At 72.6% G+C, this 21,482-nt stretch carries 17 protein-coding genes; 12 read left to right on the plus strand and 5 right to left on the minus strand.

Going from position 1 to position 21,482, the window contains the following annotated elements; translation table 11 throughout:
• Positions 1-384 precede the first annotated feature (384 nt).
• Positions 385-1,605 (minus strand): ABC transporter substrate-binding protein, encoded by a 1,221-nt coding sequence (locus tag I6A81_RS38420; protein WP_203003583.1) that lies wholly within the window; start codon positions 1,603-1,605, stop codon positions 385-387.
• Positions 1,606-2,352: 747 nt separating this feature from the next.
• On the opposite strand from I6A81_RS38420, the gene I6A81_RS38425 reads away from it, so the two are divergent.
• The 5 genes from I6A81_RS38425 (at position 2,353) to I6A81_RS38445 (ending at position 6,452) form a co-directional block, all read left to right on the plus strand.
• Positions 2,353-2,982 (plus strand): TetR/AcrR family transcriptional regulator, encoded by a 630-nt coding sequence (locus I6A81_RS38425; RefSeq protein ID WP_203003584.1) that lies wholly within the window; start codon positions 2,353-2,355, stop codon positions 2,980-2,982.
• A gap of 114 nt (positions 2,983-3,096) precedes the next feature.
• Positions 3,097-4,185: an alcohol dehydrogenase catalytic domain-containing protein gene (locus tag I6A81_RS38430; RefSeq protein ID WP_203003585.1), complete on the plus strand. Its 1,089-nt coding sequence runs from the start codon at positions 3,097-3,099 to the stop codon at positions 4,183-4,185.
• A complete protein-coding gene (locus tag I6A81_RS38435) occupies positions 4,182-4,751 on the plus strand; it encodes a nuclear transport factor 2 family protein (protein ID WP_238429286.1) in 570 nt (189 codons plus the stop codon). The genes I6A81_RS38430 and I6A81_RS38435 overlap by 4 nt, the downstream gene beginning before the upstream one ends.
• 88 nt (positions 4,752-4,839) lie before the next feature.
• Positions 4,840-5,703, plus strand: coding sequence for an NAD(P)-dependent oxidoreductase (locus tag I6A81_RS38440; protein ID WP_203003586.1), 864 nt, complete (start codon positions 4,840-4,842; stop codon positions 5,701-5,703).
• A complete protein-coding gene (locus I6A81_RS38445) occupies positions 5,700-6,452 on the plus strand; it encodes an SDR family NAD(P)-dependent oxidoreductase (protein WP_203003587.1) in 753 nt (250 codons plus the stop codon). The genes I6A81_RS38440 and I6A81_RS38445 overlap by 4 nt, the downstream gene beginning before the upstream one ends.
• 97 nt (positions 6,453-6,549) lie before the next feature.
• Here I6A81_RS38445 and I6A81_RS38450 read toward each other — a convergent pair whose 3' ends face one another.
• Complete coding sequence (locus I6A81_RS38450; RefSeq protein WP_203003588.1) at positions 6,550-7,218, minus strand: TetR/AcrR family transcriptional regulator; 669 nt, start codon at positions 7,216-7,218, stop codon at positions 6,550-6,552.
• 839 nt (positions 7,219-8,057) lie between these two features.
• On the opposite strand from I6A81_RS38450, the gene I6A81_RS38455 reads away from it, so the two are divergent.
• Both I6A81_RS38455 and I6A81_RS38460 read left to right on the plus strand, forming a co-directional pair.
• The gene (locus I6A81_RS38455; RefSeq protein ID WP_203003589.1) at positions 8,058-10,274 is read left to right on the plus strand and encodes an acyl-CoA dehydrogenase; all 2,217 of its coding nucleotides are present in this window, start codon (positions 8,058-8,060) and stop codon (positions 10,272-10,274) included.
• A gap of 77 nt (positions 10,275-10,351) precedes the next feature.
• The gene (locus tag I6A81_RS38460; RefSeq protein ID WP_203003590.1) at positions 10,352-11,440 is read left to right on the plus strand and encodes a Rieske 2Fe-2S domain-containing protein; all 1,089 of its coding nucleotides are present in this window, start codon (positions 10,352-10,354) and stop codon (positions 11,438-11,440) included.
• On the opposite strand, the gene I6A81_RS38465 is transcribed toward I6A81_RS38460, so the two are convergent.
• Positions 11,401-11,964, minus strand: a complete 564-nt coding sequence (locus I6A81_RS38465) for a hypothetical protein (RefSeq protein WP_203003591.1) — start codon at positions 11,962-11,964, stop codon at positions 11,401-11,403. The two genes, I6A81_RS38460 and I6A81_RS38465, sit on opposite strands and share 40 nt — an antisense overlap.
• 46 nt (positions 11,965-12,010) lie before the next feature.
• Between I6A81_RS38465 and I6A81_RS45925 the strand changes: the two genes are divergently transcribed.
• From I6A81_RS45925 to I6A81_RS38485, 4 genes are all read left to right on the plus strand, one after another.
• Positions 12,011-12,760 carry a helix-turn-helix transcriptional regulator gene (locus I6A81_RS45925; RefSeq protein WP_203003592.1) on the plus strand — a complete coding sequence of 250 codons (750 nt, stop codon included), beginning with the start codon at positions 12,011-12,013 and terminating at the stop codon, positions 12,758-12,760.
• 272 nt (positions 12,761-13,032) lie between these two features.
• Positions 13,033-14,841 (plus strand): diguanylate cyclase, encoded by a 1,809-nt coding sequence (locus I6A81_RS38475; RefSeq protein ID WP_203003593.1) that lies wholly within the window; start codon positions 13,033-13,035, stop codon positions 14,839-14,841.
• A 330-nt stretch (positions 14,842-15,171) separates the two neighbouring features.
• Positions 15,172-16,086 (plus strand): cyclase family protein, encoded by a 915-nt coding sequence (locus I6A81_RS38480; protein ID WP_203003594.1) that lies wholly within the window; start codon positions 15,172-15,174, stop codon positions 16,084-16,086.
• Between the two features lie 217 nt (positions 16,087-16,303).
• A complete protein-coding gene (locus I6A81_RS38485) occupies positions 16,304-18,163 on the plus strand; it encodes a serine/threonine-protein kinase (RefSeq protein ID WP_203003595.1) in 1,860 nt (619 codons plus the stop codon).
• Positions 18,164-18,219: 56 nt separating this feature from the next.
• Here I6A81_RS38485 and I6A81_RS38490 read toward each other — a convergent pair whose 3' ends face one another.
• Positions 18,220-18,852, minus strand: a complete 633-nt coding sequence (locus I6A81_RS38490; RefSeq protein ID WP_203003596.1) for a TetR/AcrR family transcriptional regulator — start codon at positions 18,850-18,852, stop codon at positions 18,220-18,222.
• Between the two features lie 95 nt (positions 18,853-18,947).
• On the opposite strand from I6A81_RS38490, the gene I6A81_RS38495 reads away from it, so the two are divergent.
• Positions 18,948-20,423: a B12-binding domain-containing radical SAM protein gene (locus I6A81_RS38495; RefSeq protein ID WP_203003597.1), complete on the plus strand. Its 1,476-nt coding sequence runs from the start codon at positions 18,948-18,950 to the stop codon at positions 20,421-20,423.
• A gap of 82 nt (positions 20,424-20,505) precedes the next feature.
• Here the strand turns inward: I6A81_RS38495 and I6A81_RS38500 are convergent, their stop codons facing one another.
• On the minus strand, positions 20,506-21,447 hold the full coding sequence (locus I6A81_RS38500; RefSeq protein ID WP_203003611.1) for an AraC family transcriptional regulator: 942 nt from the start codon (positions 21,445-21,447) through the stop codon (positions 20,506-20,508).
• Positions 21,448-21,482 lie beyond the last annotated feature (35 nt).

Genomic DNA, 21,482 nt, shown 5'->3' on the forward strand with positions numbered 1-21,482 from the left:
ACGACGTCCTGCGTGGGATCCTCGCGGGGGAGTACCTCGTCATGCTCGGCCGGGACGACGCCGTGGCCACCCTGCGCTCCCGGGCTGAACGGTTCGGCGCCGGCCAGAACCCGACCGAAGCGGGTCACGCCCTGTTGCCCACCTGACGGGCATCCGCGCACGGCGACGGCAGCCGAAACCCCGTCGCCGACAGATGGGATCACCGAGCCTGGTGTTGGCGCCGTCGGCGCCAACAGCCGCTGTATCTGCCGCTGAATGCGATCCGCCGCGCGGCGCCGCCTGGCAGCAGGCCCATACCGAGAGCGGCCGAACGAGGACCCGGGGTCTCGAGACCGAGGCGCGTTCCCTCAGCCCGGCGTGCGCCGGGGCCGTCAGCCGGCAGGATCAGTCGATCCGGTCGCCGCACCAGGTGTAGGCGGGGTTGGCGGCCGGGTCGGGGTTGGGCACGACGTCGAATCCGTTGGCGGTGTTGTTGATGCGTAGGAACACGTAGCACTGGGAGATCTTGCCGAAGTTGGCTGTCAGGTCGATGGGCTTGGGCAGGAGCCCGCCGGCGTCGTAGTCGTCGACGGCGCGGAGGCGGTCGATGAACTCCTCGCGGGTGGGGCAGGGTCCGGCGACGGCCAGTCCGTGCAGGAAGAGGTCGGTCTGGACGTAGGCGGTCAGGGCGATCTGGGTGCGCGGGTCGGCGATTTCTGGTGCGTAGGCCGCCATGGCCGCGAGGTATCGCTCGTGCGCCGGGCCGCCGAGCTCGAACGGCACGAGGGAGAGGAACGTCGACACGGGCGGCCCGGCGGTGCCGTAGAGGTGGAGCAGGGTGCTGTCGTAGCCGCCGGGGACGAGGACGACCTTGATCCGTGCACCTGAGGCCTGGACTGCCTGGAGGACTTTCGCCCAGTCGTCCGGCCCGATGCCGCCGATCAGGACGTCCGCGCCCGAGTTCTTGATCGAGGCCGCGAGTTGCTGGACGCTGCCGACGGTCGGGTTGAAGATGAACGGCTGCGGGAGGATCCGGACGCCTACCTGCGCGGCTCCCTGCTCGATCTTGCGCGTGATGTCGGTCGCCGGTGCCAGGACGTCGGTCCTGATGACCGCCGCGGTGGTCCCGCCCTGGGCCTGGATGTAGCGGCCGAACGTGTCGACCGATCCGGCCTCGGTGATGGTGTAACCGGTGGTGAACATGTTGCGGTACCGCGTCCAGAGTGCCTCCGACGGCATGCCGGCGACGGGGACGCGCAGGTCCGCGAGGTACTGGGCGCTGCCGGAGGCGGCGAGCGTCGTCTCGAGGAGGCCGAAGACCTGTTCGTCCTCGACGAGTTCGTGCGCGGCCAGGCTGTTGCCGTCGGGTTCGCCGCGGTCGTCGCGCCACGTGTACTCGATCGTGCGGCCGTTGATGCCGCCGTCCGCGTTGGCCTGCTCGATCCGGGCCTGGACGCCGCTGCGCGCGGCGCGGAACGGCTCGCCGAGTACCCCGCTGTCGGGGTAGACCTGCCCCAGCTTGATCGACGTCGGACTGAACCCCGGCGTCGAGCAGTCCGTGCCCGTGTTGGAGGAACCCGTCGAGCCGCCGCACCCCGCCGCCGCGAGCAGCGCTGTCGACACCACGGCCGCGACCGTGCCGGACCGCCGGCCGCGCCGCGAGGAACCCGGTGCCACGCGGCTCGCCCGGCCGGTCCGGCCCGGTAAGGAAACCTGCACTGTTGGAACACCCCCATCCAAGCCCCGCGCCGGGTGGTCAGGCCCCACGGCCACGAGGTCTGTCGTCATCTCTTCGCTGATCTGGTCGTTCCGCTGTGCTCGGTGCCGTCGCCGCGGTGCCCGATCGCGGGGTCGACGGGAACACCGCCGGTACGGCGGGTCGCACGGAGCCGGGGCGCTCCGTGCCTGTTCGTGGAGTTGTCGGTTCGCTGGCCGACGGGTTCGCCGAACGGGAATCCGACGGACGGGCGTGGACATCGGAAGGCGACCGGCGGCGCTGTTCGGGGCGACAGCTGAGTGGACGGGCACCCAGCCTTGCGATCCGCTGTGCATCGTAATGGAATGGAGTTGGGGCGCAACCAGGCGGGGAGGCGAACCTCGCCGGTAGTAGCGCTGAGGTGGTGAAGACCCGCCAGGCGAGCCCGTGTCGGCGGGCGCTCCCGCCAGCTCTGCTACCGCTTCCAGGTCGTGCCGCTCGGGATTCCTTGGTCCAGCCGCGTGCGGGCTGTCGCCCGGCCGGGCCGAGATCAGGCCCCGTGACCGACGGTCCCCGGGCCAGGGTGCCGGTGGACCTGAGGCTGAGAGCGGGGAGCTGGCAGTCAGGAACGATATGGTTCGCCTCGGATCGAATTGAGCGCAGGCAGGGGGATCTCGATGGGTGGGGATTCCGCTCGTGGCCGGCCGCGGGATCCGCGGATCGACGGGCTCGTGCTGGCGGCGACGCGTGACCTGTTGGCGCAGCGGGGTTTCGCCGAGACGACGATCCAGGCGGTGGCCCGGCAGACGGGTGTCGGCGCGTCCACGATCTACCGCCGGTGGCCGTCGCGGATCGAGCTCATCGAGTCGGCGGTGTTTCCCGGTCTGGGGGTGCTCGACATCGCTCCTACCGGGGATGTGCGCGCCGACCTGCGCCGGTTCGTCGTCGCCTACCGCGAGTTGTTCGAGTCGCCGGCCGCTCGGGCCGGTGTCCCGGGTCTGCTCGCCGCCTACCAGGCGGAGCCGGAGCGGCACGGGACGCTGGTGGCCCGGGTGGGGCAGGATGTGCGGCCGGCCTTCCAGGCGACGCTCGCGGCCGCCGCTCCGGGCACGGTCGATCCGGCGGTGGATCCGGACACCGTGATGGACGTCCTGATCGGCGCCGCCGTGTACGACGCCTTCATCCGCCCGTTCACCGGTCGCGCGGCCGGCGCCGCCGCAGACCGGGCCGCTCAGGACGACCGCGTGTGCGATCTGCTCATGCGAGCGCTGCGGCCGGACGACGGTGACCGCGCTCCGGCCGGCTAGCGCCGGGCGGTTACTCGGAGCGATTCGGGCGTCGGCGCCCCGCTCGCATTACGATCCGACATGCTTCGTAATTTAAGTAGGCGGAACGTGGCCAGGCGAGGGAGAGGGGCGCGAATGCGGGCGGCGGTGCTGCGGGATGGACGTGTCGAGGTCCGCGAGACGGCGGATCCGGTGCCGGGGCCGGGCCAGCTGCTGGCGCGGACGTTGTCGTGCGCGATCTGCGCGTCGGACCTGCACTTCATGGACCACCCGGAGGGCGTGGCCGCCGACGACAGCGGCCTGTGGGACTACCACGCGGACCGGGACATCGTGATGGGCCACGAGTTCGTCGGCGAGATCGTCTCCTACGGTCCGGGCACCGAGGGGCGGCTGCCGGTCGGCACGCGCGTGACCAGCCTGCCGGTTCTCGTCGGGGCGGGGCCGGTGCGGATCATCGGGTGCAGCCCGGAGGCCCCCGGCGGGTTCGGCGAGCTGATGCTGCTGACCGAGTCGCTGGTGCGCGCGGTCCCCGAGCATGTCCCGTCGGATCAGGCGGCGCTGGCGGACGCGTTCGCGGTCGGTGAGTACTACGTGCGCCGCGCCGCGCTTGGTCCTCGGGACGTGCCTTTGGTGATCGGAGCGGGCGCGATCGGGCTGTCCGCGGTGGCGGCGCTGCGCCGCCGCGGCGTCGGCCCGATCCTCGTCGCGGACTACAACACCAGCCGGCTCGAGACCGCCAAGGCGTTGGGCGCGACCCACACGATCAGCCCGGCCGATCGGTCGCCGTACGACCTGTGGCGGGAGGTGGCGCTGGAGGGGCGGTCGGGCCGGCCGGCGTTCGGCGCGGCCGACCCGGAGGCGCCCCAGTGCGTGGTGTTCGAGTTCGTCGGGCTGCCGGGGGTGCTCGACGGGATCATTCAGGGGTGCGAGCGGGGCACCCGGATCCTGTCGGCGGGGGGTCCGCCGGAGGGCGACCGGATCTCGTCCATGGTGGCCAAGCGCAAGGGCGTCAACATCCAGTTCGGTGGCGGCCCGGATCCCGAGGACTGGTACGGCACGCTGGAGGCGATCTGCGCCGGCGGCCTGGACGTCAGCCCGGTCATCGGCCTGACGGTCGATCTCGACGGTGTCCCCGATGCCCTTCAGGTCGCCCGGCGCGCCGACGGCCCGGCCCGCATCATGATCCACCCTGCCGGTGACGCGGACCTCGGGGGGACCCGATGAGCGACATGGCGGGCGACGTGGCGGGCGACGCGGCGAGTCTCCAGCGGCAGCTCGCCGAGCTGCGGGAGACCGTGGCCGGCCTCGGCGCGCGGCTGCGGACGTTCGAGGACCAGGTGGCGATCAGCCAGCTCGTCGCCCGGTACGGGCCGGCCGTGGACAGCGGCTCCGCGACCGCCGCCGCCGAGCTGTGGGCCGAGGACGGAGTCTTCGAGGTGCCGCCGTACGCGGTCTGGACCGGGCACGACGAGATCGCCGGCATGGTCGACGGCGCCGGCCATCAGGGGCTCATCATGAACGGCTGCGCGCACGTGCTGACCGCGCCGCTGGTCAAGGTCGACGGCGACGAGGCGCGCGCGTGGAACTACGCGCTCAACATCCGCTGGGACGCCGAGCGGGACCGGTTCTGGATCGCCCGGGCGTCCGCGAACAGCTGGTGGCTTCGGCGAGAGCCGGCCGGCTGGCGGGTCGCCCACCGGGTCAACCGCGGCCTCGACGGCTCACCGGAGCCGAGAGCCCTTTTCGAAGCCAGCACCCAGCCCTTCCGGGCGGGCAGCCAGCCCGCCTGAACCCGACATGCCAGGCCGCGACCCAAGCCGGGCTGACCGCGCGGCCACCAGGAACGATCCCGCGAGAACGACAGGAAAGGTGATCACGATGTCGGACGCCGCCACCACGAGATCCGGTCCGGACGAGCGAGCGCCGGCGGCCGGCCCGGTGACCTTCGTGGGAGCCGGGCAGATGGGCGCGCCGATGGTCCAGCGCCTGCTGCGGGCGGGGGTGGACGTCACCCTCCATGCCCGCCGGCCCGAGGTCCGCCAGACCTTCACCGAACTGGGCGCGCACACGACCGCCTCGCTCGCGGACGCGGTGAAGGGCGCGGGTGTCGTCATCTCCTGCCTGTTCAACGAGAGCCAGGTCGAACAGGCGCTGCTTGCCCCGGACGGCCTGATCGCGTTGCTGGAGCCGGGCACCGTCCTGGTCTCGCACACCACCGTCGGGATCCGGCTGCTCGCCCGGGTCGACGAGGCCGCCACCGCGCGTGGCGTGTCGCTGCTGGACGCGCCGGTCAGCGGCGCCCCCGACGACATCCTCGCCGGACGCCTGACGATCCTCGCCGGCGGCGACCCCGCCGTCGTCGAGCGCGCGCGGCCCGCGCTGGAGACGTACGGCACGGTCCTGCCCACCGGGCCGACGGGCAGCGCCAGCCGGGTGAAGCTCGTCAACAACCTGCTGTTCACCGTCAACGTCCAGACGGCGGCCGCCGCCGCGGCGCTCGGCCAGCAGCTCGGCGTCGAGACGAAAGCGCTGTTCACCGCGCTGCAGCACTGCAGCGCCGCCACCCGCGCCATCGAGACCATGCGCGACGTCGGCTCCATCGAGCGCTACGCGGAACTGGGCGCGAAGTACCTGCGCAAGGACGTCGCCGCCGCGCTCGCCACCGCCGCCGAGGAGGGCGCCGACCCGGGTGTCCTCGCCTACACCGCCCACCACGGCCCCCTGCCCCTGACCGCCTCATGAGGCTGCACGGCAAGGTCGCGATCGTCACCGGAGCCGGCGGGGGAGTCGGGCGCGGCATCGCGCTCGCCCTCGCGGCCGAGGGCGCGGACCTGGTGCTCGCCGGCCGCACACCGGCCAGTCTCGACGACTGCCGACGCGAGATCGAGGCGCTGGGACGCCGCGCCCTCGGCGCCCGGTGTGACGTGGGAGTGGCCGACGACCTCGGCGAGCTCGTCGCCGCGACGCTGCGGGAGTTCGGCCGTCTCGACGTCCTCGTGAACAACGCCGCGTTCGTGCCGCACGGAACCCTGCTGGAGATCTCCGAGGACGACGTGGAGGCGGCGCTGCGCACGGGGCCGCTGGCCGCCCTGCGACTGATGAGGCTGTGCCATCCGCACCTGCGCGGCGGCGGGTCGATCATCAACATCTCGTCCGCGGTGGCCGTCGCGCCGTCCTCGAACAACCGTGGCGTCTATGCCGCGGCGAAGGCCGCCCTGAACGCGATCTCCCGCACCGCGGCCAACGAGTGGGGACCCGACGGCATCCGGGTCAACGTCCTCATGCCGTTCGCCCGCACCGAGGCGCTCGACCGCTTCCTCGCGGACGAGCCCGACTACGCCGCGACCCTCACGTCCGGCGTCCCGCTCGGGCGCATCGGGGACCCGCGGGCCGACATCGGGGCCGCCGCGGTCTTCCTGGCCAGCTCGGAGTCCGGGTACATCACCGGCGCGACGCTGCCCGTGGACGGCGGCCTCGCCTACATCCGCTGACGATCGCCGCACCTGGCCGCGAGGACCGCGACCGGTGCTGGTGGTGACGTGCATCGAGCGTGGCGTGACCAGGCCGGCCAGCCTGGGTCAGGGCGGGTCAGGCTGGTGGGTGCGCGGCCGCCGGGCCGACACCGGCGGCGGCGCGGAGCAGCCGGGCCAGCCGGTCCATGAACGCCTGGTCGACGGGCATCCGTGTCACGCAGATCCGGGTGATCAGCGCCGACATCAGGCACTCGGCGAGCATCGAGGGGTCGGCGTCCGGGGCGATCTCGCCGCGGGCGACCGCCCGCCTGAAGGGTGCCACCACGAACGCCATGTCCCGGGCCGCGAGCTCGCTCAGGCCGGCGGTCAGCAACTCGTCGTTCGCGGTGACCCGGGTCTTGACGAGAGCGAGCGTCACCGGGTCGTTGAAGACCCGGACCAGGCCCGCGCAGAGCTGCTTCAGGTCCTCGTCCCAGCTTCCCTCGTCGGGCCGGGGCAGCGCGGCGGCCTCGGCGGCGACCAGCACATCACGCACCAGGTCGGCCTTGCTGGACCACTGCCGGTACAGCGTGGTCTTGTGCACGCCCGCGGCGGCGGCGACGTCCTCGATCCGCAGCGCCTCGTACCCGACGGTCCCGAGCATCTCCCGGACCGTGCGGAACACGTCCCGGCGGACCCGATCGGTCAGTCCGCGGGGGCGGCCCCGGCGGCGCGGCGCGGCGGGGCCCGAGGGGGAGTCGCGGCCCGGCCGGGAGCCTGGCCTGTCGACCTCTGTCTCCGTCATCGGCCCGCCATCCCCGCGCGCGCCCTTGCCCGCGCCTTGGCCTCCGCCCGTGCGCGGCGGGCTGGCGGCTCCGGCGCGGCGACGGCGCGCGACGACCGTCCGCGCCCACGACCCCGCCCACGGCCCCGCCCGGACATGATCAACGCCAGACCTCCGTCGGGATGCGGGAGGCGACCATGCTACCTACGGTGCCCCGGCCCCGGCGGGGACGGCCTCGTCGCCAGACGCCGCCCACCGGCCGGGGGTGTGACCGGCAGGCGCCGCCTGAGCCCGCGCGGCGGGCCAGTGGATTGAGGGTTGGTCGGAGGAATCTAGAACCCCATTTCATCTTGAGGGTGGGGTTGGTTTCTGGGTCGGCAGCGCAGGAGCGCGCTGGCGAGGTCACGTCCCGGCTGTCGCCGGTCGAACTCCTAATATAGGCTACTAGAAGTTGCATCTCGGTCGACCGGTGAGATCTGCGTGACCGGTTACGGGCCGGCCGGCAGGTGCGCCGTACGGCGATGCCGCCCGTCTGGCCGGCCGTGTCGCGCGGACGGCCGTCCGTGGCGGCCGGCCCGCGCGGCGCGGGTGGCGCGGGTGGCGCGGGTGGCACCGAGGGTCTGGTGGCGCCCGTGGGCAGGGTCACGTTCGCGGCGGACGTCACTCTCGCTTGACTATCCTGAAACCCGGTTCTACGAAGATGATGGAGAGACCCGCGTTCGCTGAGCGCGACCGCGGCGCGATGGGGGAGAGCGCCGAGGAGCTCGGCGGCGGCTGACCCGCCCCGCCCGGACCGAGCCGGTACCGGACCGACCACCACGCCGATCGGCGACGGCCAGCGGCAGCGAGGAGAGCTTGACGTGTCCATCGGCCTTGACGAGGACCACGCGGCGCTTGCCGACGCGGTCCGCGGGTTCGTCGCCCGGCACGCCCCGTCCGAGCGGGTCCGGGCCGGGTTCGCGGACTGGGTCGCCGGCGAGCTGCCCGACTACTGGCAGGGGATCGTCGAGCAGGGGCTCACCTCGCTGCACCTGCCGGAGGAACACGGCGGCGCCGACGCCGGGCCGGTGGCGCTCGCCGTCGTCGTCGAGGAGGCCGCCCGCGGCCTGCTGCCCGGGCCGCTACTGCCCAGCCTGCTGACCAGCTCGGTGCTCGCCCGCCACGGCGGCGACCACCTGCGCAAGCGACTCCTGCCGGGGCTCGCGGCGGGTGCCACCGGCGCCACCGCCCTGTCGGTGGCCGGACTGTCCGCGACGGCGGTCGGCGACGGCGAGTACCGCGTGAGCGGCGGCGGCGACCCGGTGCTCGGCGCGGCCGGCGCCAGCCTGCTGCTGCTCGGTGCCGGCACCCAGGACGGCGGCGAGGTCTGGTTCGTCGCCGAGCCGGGCGCCGGCGGCGAGGGCGCCGCTGGCATCGAGGTGACCGCCGGCGGGCCGGTCGACCACACCCGGTCGGTGGGCACCGTCACGCTCACCGACGTCGTGGTGCGCGCGGACCAGCTGGTCCCGGTCACGTCCGCGCAGGTCCGGGCGCTCGCCGCGGTCCTGTTCGCCGCCGAGGCCGTCGGGCTCGCCCGCTGGTGCGTCCAGACCGGTGTGGCCTACGCGAAGGTCCGCGAGCAGTTCGGCCGGCCGATCGGCTCGTTCCAGTCGATCAAGCACAAGTGTGCCCGGATGTTCGTCGACGTCGAGACCATGTCGGCGGCGGCCTGGGACGGCGCGCGGGCGCTCGGCGAGAGCGACGACCAGCTCGCCCTCGCCGCCGCCGGGGCGGCCGCCGTCTGCCTTCGGGGAGCGACCGACCTGGCGCTGGCGACGATCACGCTGCTGGGCGGCATCGGCTACACCTGGGAGCACGACACCCACCTCTACTGGCGCCGGGCGATGACCCTGGAGAACCTGCTCGGCCCGGCCGTCGGCTGGGAGCGCCACCTCGGCGAGCTGGTGCTCGGCCCGTCCGTGGACGCCGCGGCGCGTGCCTTCGACATCGACCTGTCCGACGCGGACCCGGCGTTTCGCGAGCGGGTCGCGGCGACCCTCGCCGAGGTCGCGGCGCTGCCGGCGGACGGGCCGGCGCGCCGGGCGCGGCTGGTCACCGAGGGGCTCGTCGTGCCGCACTACCCGAAGCCGTACGGCCTGGCCGCGAGCCCGGTCGAGCAACTGGTGATCCAGCAGGAGTACGAGCGCTCCACCGTGGCGCAGCCACGGCTGATCATCGGCGACTGGGCGCTGCCGACGATCCTCACGTACGGCACGGACGAGCAGAAGGACTTCTTCGTCCCGGCGACGCTGCGCGGGGAGATCCTGTGGTGCCAGCTGTTCAGCGAGCCGGGCGCGGGCTCCGACCTGGCGGCGCTGTCCACCCGGGCGCGCAAGGTCGACGGCGGCTGGCGGCTGGACGGCCAGAAGGTCTGGACGTCGATGGCCAGCGAGGCGCACTACGGCATCTGTCTTGCCCGCACCGACCCGGACGCGCCGAAGCACAAGGGCATTTCGTACTTCCTCGTCGACATGACCGCGCCGGGCCTCCAGATCCGGCCGCTGCGGGAGGCGAACGGCGGCTACCTGTTCAACGAGGTGTTCTTCGACGACGTCTTCGTCCCGGACGACCGGCTCGTCGGCGAGGTCAACCAGGGCTGGGGGCTGGCCCGGACCACCCTGGGCAACGAGCGGGTCAGCATCAGCGGGATGCAGCACATCCCGGCCGACCTGCTCGAACTCGTCAGGTCGGCGCCGCTCGCGGCCACGTCGGGCGACGTGGTGCGCGAGCTCGGCGCGACGTTCGCCACCGCGCACGCGCTCGCCGCGCTCGGGATGCGTACCACCCTGCGCAGCCTGTCCGGCCTGCGCCCGGGCGCCGAGTCGAGCGTCTCCAAGGTGGCGTCGGGCACCCTGGTGACCTGGATCGCCGAGCGGGCGATGCGCTGGTTCGGACCGGCCGCGGCGGTGGCCGACGGCCCGGCCGGGCAGCGTGTCCAGAAGTACCTGTCGGTGCCGCCGCAGCTCATCGGCGGCGGCACGGTCGAGATCCAGCTCAACGTCATCGCCGAGCGGATCCTCGGCCTTCCGCGCGGCTGACCGGTGACGCGACGTTCTCCGCTCTCCCCACCTCGGTTGCTCCCCCCATCTCGTTCGCTCCGTCCTGGAGGCAGCACATGACGATCCCCGGCGAGACCAGGGCCGGCCGGTCGAAACTGAACGGCGCGTACTCCACGACCGCGGTCACCGCCTCGGCCGGGGAGGATCTGGTCGGGTTGCCGATGCCGCAGCGGCCGGACACCCTCTACGACCTGTCCCGGCGTACCCGGGTGCGCCGGGAGTCGGGGCCGCGGTTCCCGTTCCCGATTCCGAACGGCTGGTTCGTCGTGGCCACCGCCGACGAGATCGAGCCGGGTCGGACGAAGTCGCTGTTCTACTTCGGCAAGGATCTGGTGCTGTTCCGCGGCACCGACGGCACGCCGTATCTGTTCGACGCCTACTGCCCGCATCTGGGCGCGAACCTGGGTGTCGGTGGGAAGGTCGTGGACGGCAGCCTGCAGTGCCCGTTTCATGGCTGGCGGTTCGACGGCGCGAGCGGTGCCTGTGTCGAGGTGCCCTACGACGACAATCCCTACATCCCGAAGACGGCCACCGCGCGTTCCTACCCGGTGGTCGAGCGCAACCACATGATCTGGGCGTGGCACCACCTGGAGCGGGCGGAGCCGACCTACGAGGTGCCCGAGGTGGCGGAGTTCCACGACGACGACTGGCTGCCGATCGTGGTCAAGGACTTCGAGATCGCGACCTGCTGCCAGGAGATGACGGAGAACAACGTCGACTGGCCGCACTTCATGTACGTCCACGGCACCCCAGCGATCCCGGAGGAGGAGTTCCACACCGACGGCCACTACAAGCGCACCGTCGGGATGAACGGCAACTTCGTGCGCGAGGGCTTCGGCCTGGGCCTGGGCGTGCTGCGGGTGAAGGGCTACACCACGTTCCTGTCGTCGACGACGCCGATCGACGAGGAGAACGTGCACGTCCGGTGGATCTTCACCTCGCCGAAGTCGCTCGGCGAGAACGCGGCCGAGAAGGCGTCGCGCAGCTTCACGGCCGCCGTCAGCCAGGACCTGCCGATCTGGGAGAACAAGATCTTCAAGGACCCGCCCGTGCTGCGGCCGGCCGAGAAGGCCATCACCGAGCAGCGCCGCTGGTGCCAGCAGTTCTACTCCTGGCCGGCTGGCACCAACGCGAAGAAGCGCTGACACCGGCCGGCAACCCGAAGCGGCGGCGCGGGCGCCTCAGGCCGCCGGCCGCGGCGGCGCGCCGGTCGCGGTGGCTGGGCCGGCTGCGCCAGGAGCACGCGAACCTCGACCTGGCGCTCGGCCACTGCGCCGCCGCGGAGGACGGCGACGCCGGGCTGGAGCTGGCCGGTTCGCTGCGCCGCTACTGGGTCGCCGACGGGCGGTTCGCCGAGGGCCAGCGCTGGCTGACCACCTTCCTCGATCAGACCGAGGGTGAGGAGCCCCACCGCCTCCACGCCCTGCACACCGCGGGCTGGCTGGCCGCGATGCGCGGCGACCTCGCCGCCGCCGAACGGCTGCGGCGGGACTGCGCCGCGCTGCTCGCCGCCCACGGGGGACTCGCGGCCCACGGGGGAAAGGACGGCCATCGGGCGCTCATAGCGCAGCTCGACGGGCTCGGCGCGCTTTACGCCGGCAGGCCGGGCGCGGTCGAGGCCCTGACGCCCGCCCTGGCCGAGTTCCGCCGGGAAGGCGACCTCGACCATCTCCAGCAGACCCTGTCGCTGCTCATGCTCGCGGTCGCGTTCGGCGGTGCCCCCCGCGAACAGTGGTGCCTCCGAGAACAGTGGTGCCCCCGCGAACGTGGAGGACTACCACCGGGAGTGGATCGCCATCTCGGAGCTGCTGGATTCACCGCGGCCGCGGTCGTTCGCCGACTGGGCCTACTCGATCGCCACCTGGCACGCCGGCGACGCGCGCCGAGCCCGCGAGATCACCCGCTCGACGCTCGCCGGCGGGCGCGACCAGCAGGACCACCTGGGCTCCGTCCTGCTGCTGGAGGCCGCGGCCTGGTTCGAGAGCAGCCTCGACGAGCACCCCACGGCCGCCCTGCTGCTCGGCGCGGCGGATCGCCTGTGGAAGCAGATGGAAACCTCTACCGCCGCGCTCCCCGGCCTGTTCCGGTGCCGCCAACGCGCCGAGGCCGCCACCCGCCGGTCTCTCGGACCGAGGGCGTTCCACACGGCCTGGGCTCGGGGCACGGCCCTGGCCGTGGACGAGGCCTGCGACTTCGCCGTCACCGGCGTGGGTGCCCGCGTGGCGGCGCCCGCTGGCACCGCCACCAGCGGCCAGACGGTGATCACTCCGCTGACGCGCCGGGAACGCCAGGTCGCCGACCTGCTCGCCCGCGGCCTGAGCAACAAGGACATCGCGACCGCCCTGATGATCTCCGCCCGGACCGTCGAGACGCACGTCCAGCAGATCCTCAACAAACTCGGTCTCCGCTCCCGCGCCCGGGTAGCCGCCTGGCTCGCCGCCCAGCCCGCCTACTCCACACCATGAGGATCTCCACGACCGCCGCTGGCCCCGCCAGGGTTCGCCCTGTCTCGACGCCGAACATGACTTGCCGCCAGAATTGAATGTCCTGGCCTGAGATGTCCACTTGGAACCGCATTCAAGCGCCATAACCAGCGTGGGCCGGTGTATTACCAGCGGAGCGGTTTGTGGATTGTGGGATGCTGTGCGCGGTAGGTAGATTTTTCCGCGCGCGTTACCGTGGAAGTGGCAGTGTTGGAGCCGAAAAACGGTCGAATACATAAGAAGTTCGCGGACTAATGATCGATCGGAAGGCATCGGTGGAGCTGGCGCGGCGGCGACGCGGCTCGTCCTCGGTGGCGTTGGCGCGGGCACGGGAGCGGTTCTTCGAGGCTGGCGCCGGCGACCCGTCCGGTGTGCGTGGCCTTGTCCTCCGTTCGTGGGCACGGGCCCGCGAGCTCGCGGTGCCGGCGGATCTCTCCGATGCCCGGTATGTGGGCGTGGAGCCGGACTGCCCGCTGGTGCGCGCCGCGCGCCCAGTGCTGTGCTCGTCGGTCGAGCCCCTCCGGGAGGCGGCGGTCGTCGCCGTCCTCGCGGACGCGAACGGGCTGCTGCGCTTCCACATCGGTGGTGATCCCGCGTTCGAGCGGCGGATGGCGGACGAGGGGGCGGTGGCCCTCGGGTTCGACTTCTCGGAGTCCACGATCGGAACGAACGGGATCGGCACGGCGCTGACGTTGCGGCGCCCGGTTCTCGTCGACGGAGCCGAGCACTACTCCGAGATCGGAGCGGCCTTCTCGTGCGGCGCGGCCCCTGTCCGCGATCCGGTCAGCGGGGAGATCGTGGGCCTGGTCAACTTCACCTGTCCCGCGCGGGAGTCGAGTCCGCTCCTGCTGGCGATGGCGAGTTCCGCGGCGGTACAGGTCGAACGGGAGCTGCTCGTGACGGCGGACCGGGGTGACCTGGCGGTGCTCGCCTGCTCCGATGATCCCGCGGCGCTGCGGGCACTGATGCTCGCCGAGCGACGGCGGCACGCGCTTAGGGAGCACCTGTACCAGATCATGACGCGCGCGGCGGCGATGGACGTCGGGTGCCTGCTCACGCAGATCATGGAGCTGGCGGCCGTGGTCTTCCCGGTCGAGGCCGTATGGGTGCTGGACGGGCAGGACTCCGGGGTGTTGCGGGTGGCGGCCGTCTGGGGCGACGTCGTTTCCAGCGCCGTCGGCGCCCAGCTCTCGTCGGACGTCGCCGCGGCGGTGCTGCGGACCGCCATCCGCGAGCAGGACGCGGCCGCGCCGAACCGACGGTCGAGCGTGCCGCTTCCCGGACAGCTGCGGATGGCGGGCTCCTGGTTGGCGGTGGCGGCCGGTGACGGCGGTCTACCGGTCGGTTCACCGCTCGGCTCGCGGTGGGCGCGGCCCCTGGCCCCCGCCATGCCACCACCCGCGGCCGACGCGACGCCGCCCGCGCCGGGTCGATGCGTCGTGGTGGCGGCGCTGGGGCCAGCGGTCGCAAGCGAGGGCCAGCGCGCGGCCGCGAAGGGCCTGCTCGCCGAGATCGCCGACGCCTGTGCCAGCGCCTGCCGGTTCGAGGAGGTCAGCCGGCAGGCGGCCAGTGACGCGCTGACCGGCCTGCCCAACCGGCGCCGTTTCCTCCAGGCGGCGCAGGCGGCGTTCCTCCACTGCCGCGCCCACGGGCGCCCGATGGCCGCTCTCATGATTGACATCGACCGGTTCAAACGGGTCAACGACACGTTCGGCCATGCCACGGGTGACCGGGTGCTCGTCGAGGTGGCGGCGCGCATCCAGGCCGCTCTTGCGCCCGACGACGCGGTGGGCAGGATCGGCGGCGAGGAGATCGCCGTGATCAGCCTCGTACCGTCCGCGGACGCGTGGGCGCTGGCTGAACGGCTGCGCCGCGCGGTCGCCGCCGTCGAACTGACCACCCCTGGCGGAACGCTCACCGTGACCGCCAGCGTGGGAGTCGCGTGCCTCACGAGGCATGACGAGCACCTGCCCGACCTGCTCGACCGCGCCGACCAGGCGCTGTACGCGGCCAAGAACTCCGGGCGCGACCGGGTCGCCGAGGCACCGGTACCCACCGTCTGACCAGATCGGGCGAGCCCGGTGATGCTCGGGTGATCCGGCGCCGCCGGGAAGACCGGTGGGGATGGACCCGCCTCACTCGCTCACAGGCGCGTCGCGTGGGCTCGGGGACATGCCCGGGTCAGTGGGGTGGCTGGTCAGTGGGCCAAGGCGAGCACGGCGGGCCGACCTGTGGGTGGATGACGTCGGTGTCCCGACGGCCGCCATACCAACCTGTGGCTGATCGTCGAACACCGCGATCGTCACCCTCCCGGGAGAGCGCCGGCTCGCCACGAGGGCGCGATCCCCTTGTGATCACGGCGGGGCGAGCGCGGCGCCCGGAGGAGGGAAACGATGAGTACCGATTTCCGCACGGTTGGCCGTGAACTGTCGAACTGGGGGCGTTGGGGGGCGGACGACGAACTCGGCACCCTGAATCTGATCACGCCGGCCCACGTCGCCGCGGCGGCGGCGCTGGCGCGGACGGGGCGCGTGTTCGATCTGGGATACACCCTCTCGTCGAGCGGTCCGCAGATCGGGTTAGGCGGCCGGGTGAACCCCGTCCACCTCATGTCGATGACCGGGCAGTCCGCGTACCCCGACGGCGGCGGGTTCGCCGACGACTTCATCTTCATGCCGCTGCAGTGCGCGACGCAGTGGGACGGCCTCGCGCACGTCTTCTACGACGGCTTCTGCTACAACAACGTGCCCGCCTCGTCGATCACCGCGCGGGGCGCCGACAGGCTCGCGATCGACCGGCTGGCGCGCGGCGTCATCGGGCGGGGCGTGCTCGTGGACGTCGCGCGCCTGCGCGGCGTCGACTGCCTGACTCCGGATCACGGGATCGGCCCGGACGAACTCGACGCGGCTCTCGACCGCCAGGGAGTGACACTGGAGCCGGGCAGCATCCTGCTCGTCCGGACCGGGTGGACGCGGAAGTTCACCGAAGGCTCGGCCGCCGCGTTCATGGGCGCAGAACCCGGACTCACTCTGGAATGCTGCCGATGGCTCCGTGAGCACGACGTCGCGGCCCTCGCCGCCGACAACTGGGCGGTCGAGCGGTATCCGAGCGGGGACCCGAACGCCATCATGCCCGTGCACTACGTCCTTATCCGCGACCTGGGAATGACGCTCGGCGAGATGTTCGACCTGGAGGCGCTCGCCGCGGACTGCGCGGCGGACGGTGTCTACGAGTTCCTCCTGTGCGCGCCCGTGCTCAAGGTCGCGAACGGCGTCGGCACGCCCCTCAACCCCCTGGCGGTGAAATAGCGCCGGTCCGTCGCCGGCCCCGCTCATGATCGGTCCGGTGGGCCGGTTCTCCTGCCGACGCGGGGGACTGCCCGAGGAGGAGCGGATCTGCCGCGACCGGTGTCGGCGCTATCGTCGGAAAGTGGCCGGTCTGGGGCGATCTGTGGCCGAATGACTAGACTGTTCTCACCATGGGGGCGGCAGCGGAAGTCGGGCGGCAGGGCCCCGGGGGCGCTCGGTGATCGTTGACCGGGAGCGGGTGGAGAAGGCCCTGCCCGGCTACCACGTCGCCGAGCGGTTGGGGTCCGGAGCGTACGGGCTCGTGCTGGCCGGCGAGCATCTGCGGATGGGCCGTCCTGTCGCGATCAAGGTGATGGACGCCGAAGGCGCGGAAGATTCGACGGACAGCTTTGGCGCCGAGGCGCGGGTGCTGGCGACGTTGGACCACCCCCATGTGCTGCGCGCGCACGACTACGTCGAGGCCGAGGGCCTGTGCCTCGTGGTGATGGAACTGCTGGCGGGCGGCACGCTGACCGACCGGCAGGAGGGCATCGGGCCGGAGCAGGCGTGCGCGGTGGGGCTGGCCGTGGCGGATGCGTTGGCGCACGCGCACGGTCGCGGGGTGCTGCACCGCGACATCAAGCCCAGCAACATCCTGTTCGCCGCCGACGGCACGCCCAAGGTCAGCGACTTTGGACTCGCGAAGCTGCTCGAGGGGTCGGCGGCCACCGCCAGCCGGATGGTGGGCACCCCGCTGTACATGGCGCCGGAACAGATCCAGGGCGGCCGGCTGGGGCCGGGAACCGACCTGTACGGGCTGGGGATGGTGCTCTACCGGCTGCTGGCCGGCCGGCCGCCGTTCGATCCGACACTGCCGGCGCCGGCGTTGTGGTACCAGCATTCGACCGAACCACCGCCGCCCATGACCGGTGTGGACCCCCGGCTCGCCGCCGTGGTTCTCCGCGCGTTGGCGAAATCCCCCGACGACCGGCACCCGGATGCCACCGCGTTCGCGCTCGACCTCGCGCACGCCGCCGCCCAGGCCCTCGGCCCCGGCTGGACCGCCCGTGCCGGGCTGCCGCTGCATCTCGACGACGCCGTCCGCCGTGCCGCCGACGATCCCCGGGACGGACCGGCGAGCGAGCCGAGCACCCCGGCTTCCCCCGAGACATCCCAGCCCGTCGCCGCGCAGGCAACCGAGCCCGCGTCGCCGGTCCCGCCGCGACGGTCCCCGGCACCCGTGCCTCCGGCGCCTCCGGCGGCCAATGCGACCGAGCCGGTCGTCGGACCGTCGTCGTCGTCAATGCTCCTGCCGCTGTCGACGGAAGCGGACCTAAAAGCGGGCATCGCCAAAGGCGGCCGGCGGCGCGGAGCGCGGCTGGCCGCGGTCTGCGCGGTCGTGGTGGCCGTCCTCGCGATACCGGTGGGGCTGTTCGGCTCCGGCTTCCTGTCCGGAGGTGATCAGTCGGCGGCGAAGGGCGGAGCCGGTCTCGTCGGCGGCGCGAGTCCCGAGGCCGCTCGGGCGACGCCCATCTCGGAAACGGCGGACCGGTCCGGCACCCCCACCGCGCTCGGCACATCGACCGCCGCGGCTTCGAGCAGCGCTCAGCCACAGACCGCTGCCCCCTCGGTCGTCACGTCCGGGGCCGCGTCGACCAGGCCGAGCTCGCCATCCAGCCCGGGCCAGGCAGGATCCACGGGCCAGGCGGGACCCACCGGGCAGGCGGGACCCGCAAGCCAGGCAGGGCCCGCGGGCCCGGAAAACGACCCGGAATATCAGCCGGGCTCGGAGGTCGGCGTTCCCGGCTGCGCCGGCTGGTTGGACTACGCCGGCCTTCTCTACGGAGCGCTCTCCGCCGGAGCCGCCTCCTGCGCCGCCGACATCACCACCACCGACGAGGCCCACGGAGCCGAGCCCTCGACCGTCCGCCTCACGGCGGCGAACCATACCGGCGCGGACTCCAAGCCGGAGTACATGCTCGCCTTCGGCTACTACAAGTACTCCGTGCGGATCTGCGTCTGGAATCAGAACGACCCCGCCGGCAGGCGATGCTCCGCGGTGTACGTCGACACCCAGGGAAAAATCTCCCGGAGATGACCCGGCTGTTCGCCGGCGAGCACGGGTAGCCGCGCGCTCGCGGGGTGTGCCGTCGATCAGTCGGGCGGGTCCTGGCCGCCGGTCGGGACCGGCCAGTCGCCGCCCAGGAACATGAGCAGCACGCCGACGAGGTCGGTCATCCCGTCGACGTCGACGTCGGCGCCCACCAGCGCCATGACCCCGAGGCCGAAGAACGCCGACGCGGCGACCTGGGCGACGAGGTCGAGGGGCAGGAGCCCGGCCATCGGAGAGTCGGCCAGCAGCAGCTCGACGACCTCGCGGGTGAAGGCGAACGCCTGGTCCGTCCCTTCCCGGACCCGGGCCGCCAGCAGCGGGGAGTCGATCGCGCCCACCACCAGCTCGAGCAGGGCGCGGGACTCGGGATGGGCGAACTCGTCGCGGACCGCCTGGGCGAACGCCGTGGGAAGCCCGGATCTCGGCACGTCGACCGCGGCCCGCAGGCGGGCGATGCGCCGGTCCAGGCAGGTGGCGAACACCTCGGTGAGCAGGTCGTCCATCGACCCGAAGTGGTAGAACACCCCGCCGGGCGCCACCCCCGCGCGCTGGGCCACGGCTCGCGCGCTGGTGCCGGAGAACCCCAGCTCCGCCAGCGAGCCGACGGTCGCGTCGAGGATCGCTCCGCGAGTCTCTCCCCGGCTGTCGCCTCGCTTGGGCCCAGAACGCGCCATCGCCCCAGTCTATTGGTCCTGACCAGTCGGTTTGACCAACTGGTCAAACCTACCTACGATCTCCGCGATCCCCCAGGGCTCTCGGAGGTCTGCTCATGCGGACGATGCTGATCAATCCGCCCTATCAGACGATCACGAACAGATGGGGAGTAGGGCACCAGGTTCCGCTCGGCCTGCTCCTGGTCGGCGGCGGCCTGGTGGACCACGGCCACGAGGTGTCGCTCCTCGACGCGGAGGCGATGCGGCTGAGCTGCGCGCAGGTGGCGGCGGAAGTGCGCCGCCGAAAGCCGGACGTGGTGATGACCGGCCATGCCGGGAGCACCCCGGCGCACCCGGTGTGCATGGAGATGTTCGAGGCAATCAGGCAGGTATCGCCGGGAGTGACCTGCGTCTACGGCGGCGTCTTTCCCACCTACCACGACGAGCAGGTGTTACGACGCCACCGTGCCGTGGACGTCGTGGTGCGGGGTGAAGGCGAGGCGACGGCCGTCGCGCTACTCAACGCTCTCCAGGATGATTCCCGGGACGGCCACGACGCCCTGGCCGGCGTCGAAGGCCTCACCTACCGGTCGGTCGACGGGATCGTCCGCACACCCGACCGGTCCGCGATCCCCGACCTCGACGAATACCGCGCCGCCTGGGAGCTGATCGACGACTGGGACAGGTACGAGTGCTTCGGCCGCGGGCGCGCGGCCATCGTTCAGTTCTCCCGCGGCTGCCCGCACCGGTGCACCTACTGCGGCCAACACGGGTTCTGGAAACGCTGGCGCCACCGTGACCCCTCGGCCCTGGTGGACGAGATCGCCTGGTTGCACGACGAGCACGGCATTCGCTTCGTCACGTTCGCGGACGAGAACCCCACCACGCTCGGCGACGTGTGGACGTCGTTCCTCGACGCGATGGCGCGGCGCGACGTCGACGTGACCTTCTTCGCGACGATCCGCGCCACCGACGTCGTACGCGCGGCAGACCGGCTCGACCTGTGGCACAAGGCCGGGCTGCGCTACGTGCTCCTGGGCATCGACACCACCGATCCCGCCGTCCTTGCGCAGGTACGCAAGCGCTCGTCCACCCGCGACGACTTCGAGGCCTGCCGGCTGCTGCGAGAACACGGCATCCACAGCATCATCGGCCACGTCGTCGGCCTGGGCGACGAGAAACGCGCGGATCTCCGCCGCGCACGACAGGCGCTCGCGAGATATGACGGCGACTACCTCAACGCCATGTACGCCACGCCGCACAGCTGGACGTCCTTCGCGCGGGAACAGGAGCAGCGAAGGGTCGTGCAGGAAGACCAGCGACGCTGGGACTATCGCCATCAGGTGCTCGAACAGCGGCACCTGCGACCCTGGCACCTGTTCGCGGCGGTGAAATGGCTGGAACTGAGCTTCCATCTGCGTCCCCGCCGGCTACGTCGCCTGTTCCTCGTACGCGACCCCACCGAACGCAAGGAGGCCTGGTGGACCGCGCGCCACACCGGCCTGGTGTGGCTGGCCGAGATCCTCGATTTCGTGCGCAACGTGCGGTTCTCCCACCAGCCGCGGCCACTGAGCCAATGGCCGGAGCGATGAGAACCCTGGCCCCCGTCCACCGAGCCATCACAAGATGGTCTCCGTCTCGAACAGCCGGGAGGGATCCAGCCCCGCGAGCCGCTCAGGCCTCGTCGATACCGGCCCGCCGCGCCTCGGCGCGATACCGGCCCGGTGGCGTGGCTCGGGCCCGGCTGAACGCGCGGCTGAAGGCGTAGACCGAGGTGTAGCCGACGGAGTGCGCGATCGTCTCCAGGCTGTCGTCGCCGTCGCGCAGGCGTCGCGCGGCGAGGTCGAGCCGCCAGCGGGTGAGATAGGCGCCCGGCGTGTCGCCGGTCACCGTCCGGAAACGCCGGGTGAGTGTCGCGCGGGACACCGCGATCTCGCGGGCGAGCGCCTCGGTGGTCCACGCCCGGGCCGGGTCGCGGTGCAGCGCGGCGACCGCGGCGCCGACCAGCGGGTCGCGCAACGCGCCGAACACCGAGGGGCGGGCGCCCGGCGGCTCGCCGGCGAGCCAGGCCCGCAGGAGCTGCACGAGCAGGATGTCGACGAGCCGGTCGAGGACGACGGACGTCGCGACCTGCTCCGCCTGGGCGAGCTCGTGGCCGAGCAGGCGGACCGTCGCCTCCAGCCCCGGGCCGCCGGCCCGCCCGTCGATGTGCACCACCGCGGGCAGCAGCGCGAACGGCTGGCTCGACGCCACCGGGTCGTGCTCGTAGTGCGCGCACAGGACGTGCGTGCGGACCGGGCCGGCGCCGATGCGCACCGTCCCCGGCCCGGCCTGTTCGTACCCGTCGGGCCTGCCGGCCGCCGCGCGCGCCACCGCGGCCGGATCGCTGCCGAGCGCGTGCGCCGCGCCGCGGGGGAGGAGAAGCACGTCGCCGGGCAGAAGCTGGCGCGGCGGCTCGCCGAACCTGGCCAGCCACGCGGTACCGGCGGTGACGGCGTGGAACGCGGCCCCCGCGCTGGGAGCCGCCCACCAGCCCCAGTCGTCGCCGGCCTCGATCCGGGCGCCGAGGACTCCGCGTACGCCGGAGACCGCGAGCATGTCGGAGAGGATGTCGATACCCGGCAGCGTACCTGAATGACGCAGACAGATAT

It is taken from the genome of Frankia nepalensis, assembly GCF_016786325.1.
Lineage (GTDB): Bacteria > Actinomycetota > Actinomycetes > Frankiales > Frankiaceae > Pseudofrankia > Pseudofrankia nepalensis.

Excerpts from the sequence above, each read along its gene's own strand:
- I6A81_RS38450 (WP_203003588.1), bottom strand. The coding sequence starts at position 7,218 with ATGACGGAGACAGAGGTCGACAGGCCAGGCTCCCGGCCGGGCCGCGAC.
- I6A81_RS38460 (WP_203003590.1), top strand. The coding sequence starts at position 10,352 with ATGACGATCCCCGGCGAGACCAGGGCCGGCCGGTCGAAACTGAACGGC.
- I6A81_RS38425 (WP_203003584.1), top strand. The coding sequence starts at position 2,353 with ATGGGTGGGGATTCCGCTCGTGGCCGGCCGCGGGATCCGCGGATCGAC.
- I6A81_RS38435 (WP_238429286.1), top strand. The coding sequence starts at position 4,182 with ATGAGCGACATGGCGGGCGACGTGGCGGGCGACGCGGCGAGTCTCCAG.
- I6A81_RS38430 (WP_203003585.1), top strand. The coding sequence starts at position 3,097 with ATGCGGGCGGCGGTGCTGCGGGATGGACGTGTCGAGGTCCGCGAGACG.
- I6A81_RS38490 (WP_203003596.1), bottom strand. The coding sequence starts at position 18,852 with ATGGCGCGTTCTGGGCCCAAGCGAGGCGACAGCCGGGGAGAGACTCGC.
- I6A81_RS38475 (WP_203003593.1), top strand. The coding sequence starts at position 13,033 with ATGATCGATCGGAAGGCATCGGTGGAGCTGGCGCGGCGGCGACGCGGC.
- I6A81_RS38480 (WP_203003594.1), top strand. The coding sequence starts at position 15,172 with ATGAGTACCGATTTCCGCACGGTTGGCCGTGAACTGTCGAACTGGGGG.
- I6A81_RS38495 (WP_203003597.1), top strand. The coding sequence starts at position 18,948 with ATGCGGACGATGCTGATCAATCCGCCCTATCAGACGATCACGAACAGA.
- I6A81_RS38440 (WP_203003586.1), top strand. The coding sequence starts at position 4,840 with ATGTCGGACGCCGCCACCACGAGATCCGGTCCGGACGAGCGAGCGCCG.
- I6A81_RS38445 (WP_203003587.1), top strand. The coding sequence starts at position 5,700 with ATGAGGCTGCACGGCAAGGTCGCGATCGTCACCGGAGCCGGCGGGGGA.
- I6A81_RS38465 (WP_203003591.1), bottom strand. The coding sequence starts at position 11,964 with ATGGTCGAGGTCGCCTTCCCGGCGGAACTCGGCCAGGGCGGGCGTCAG.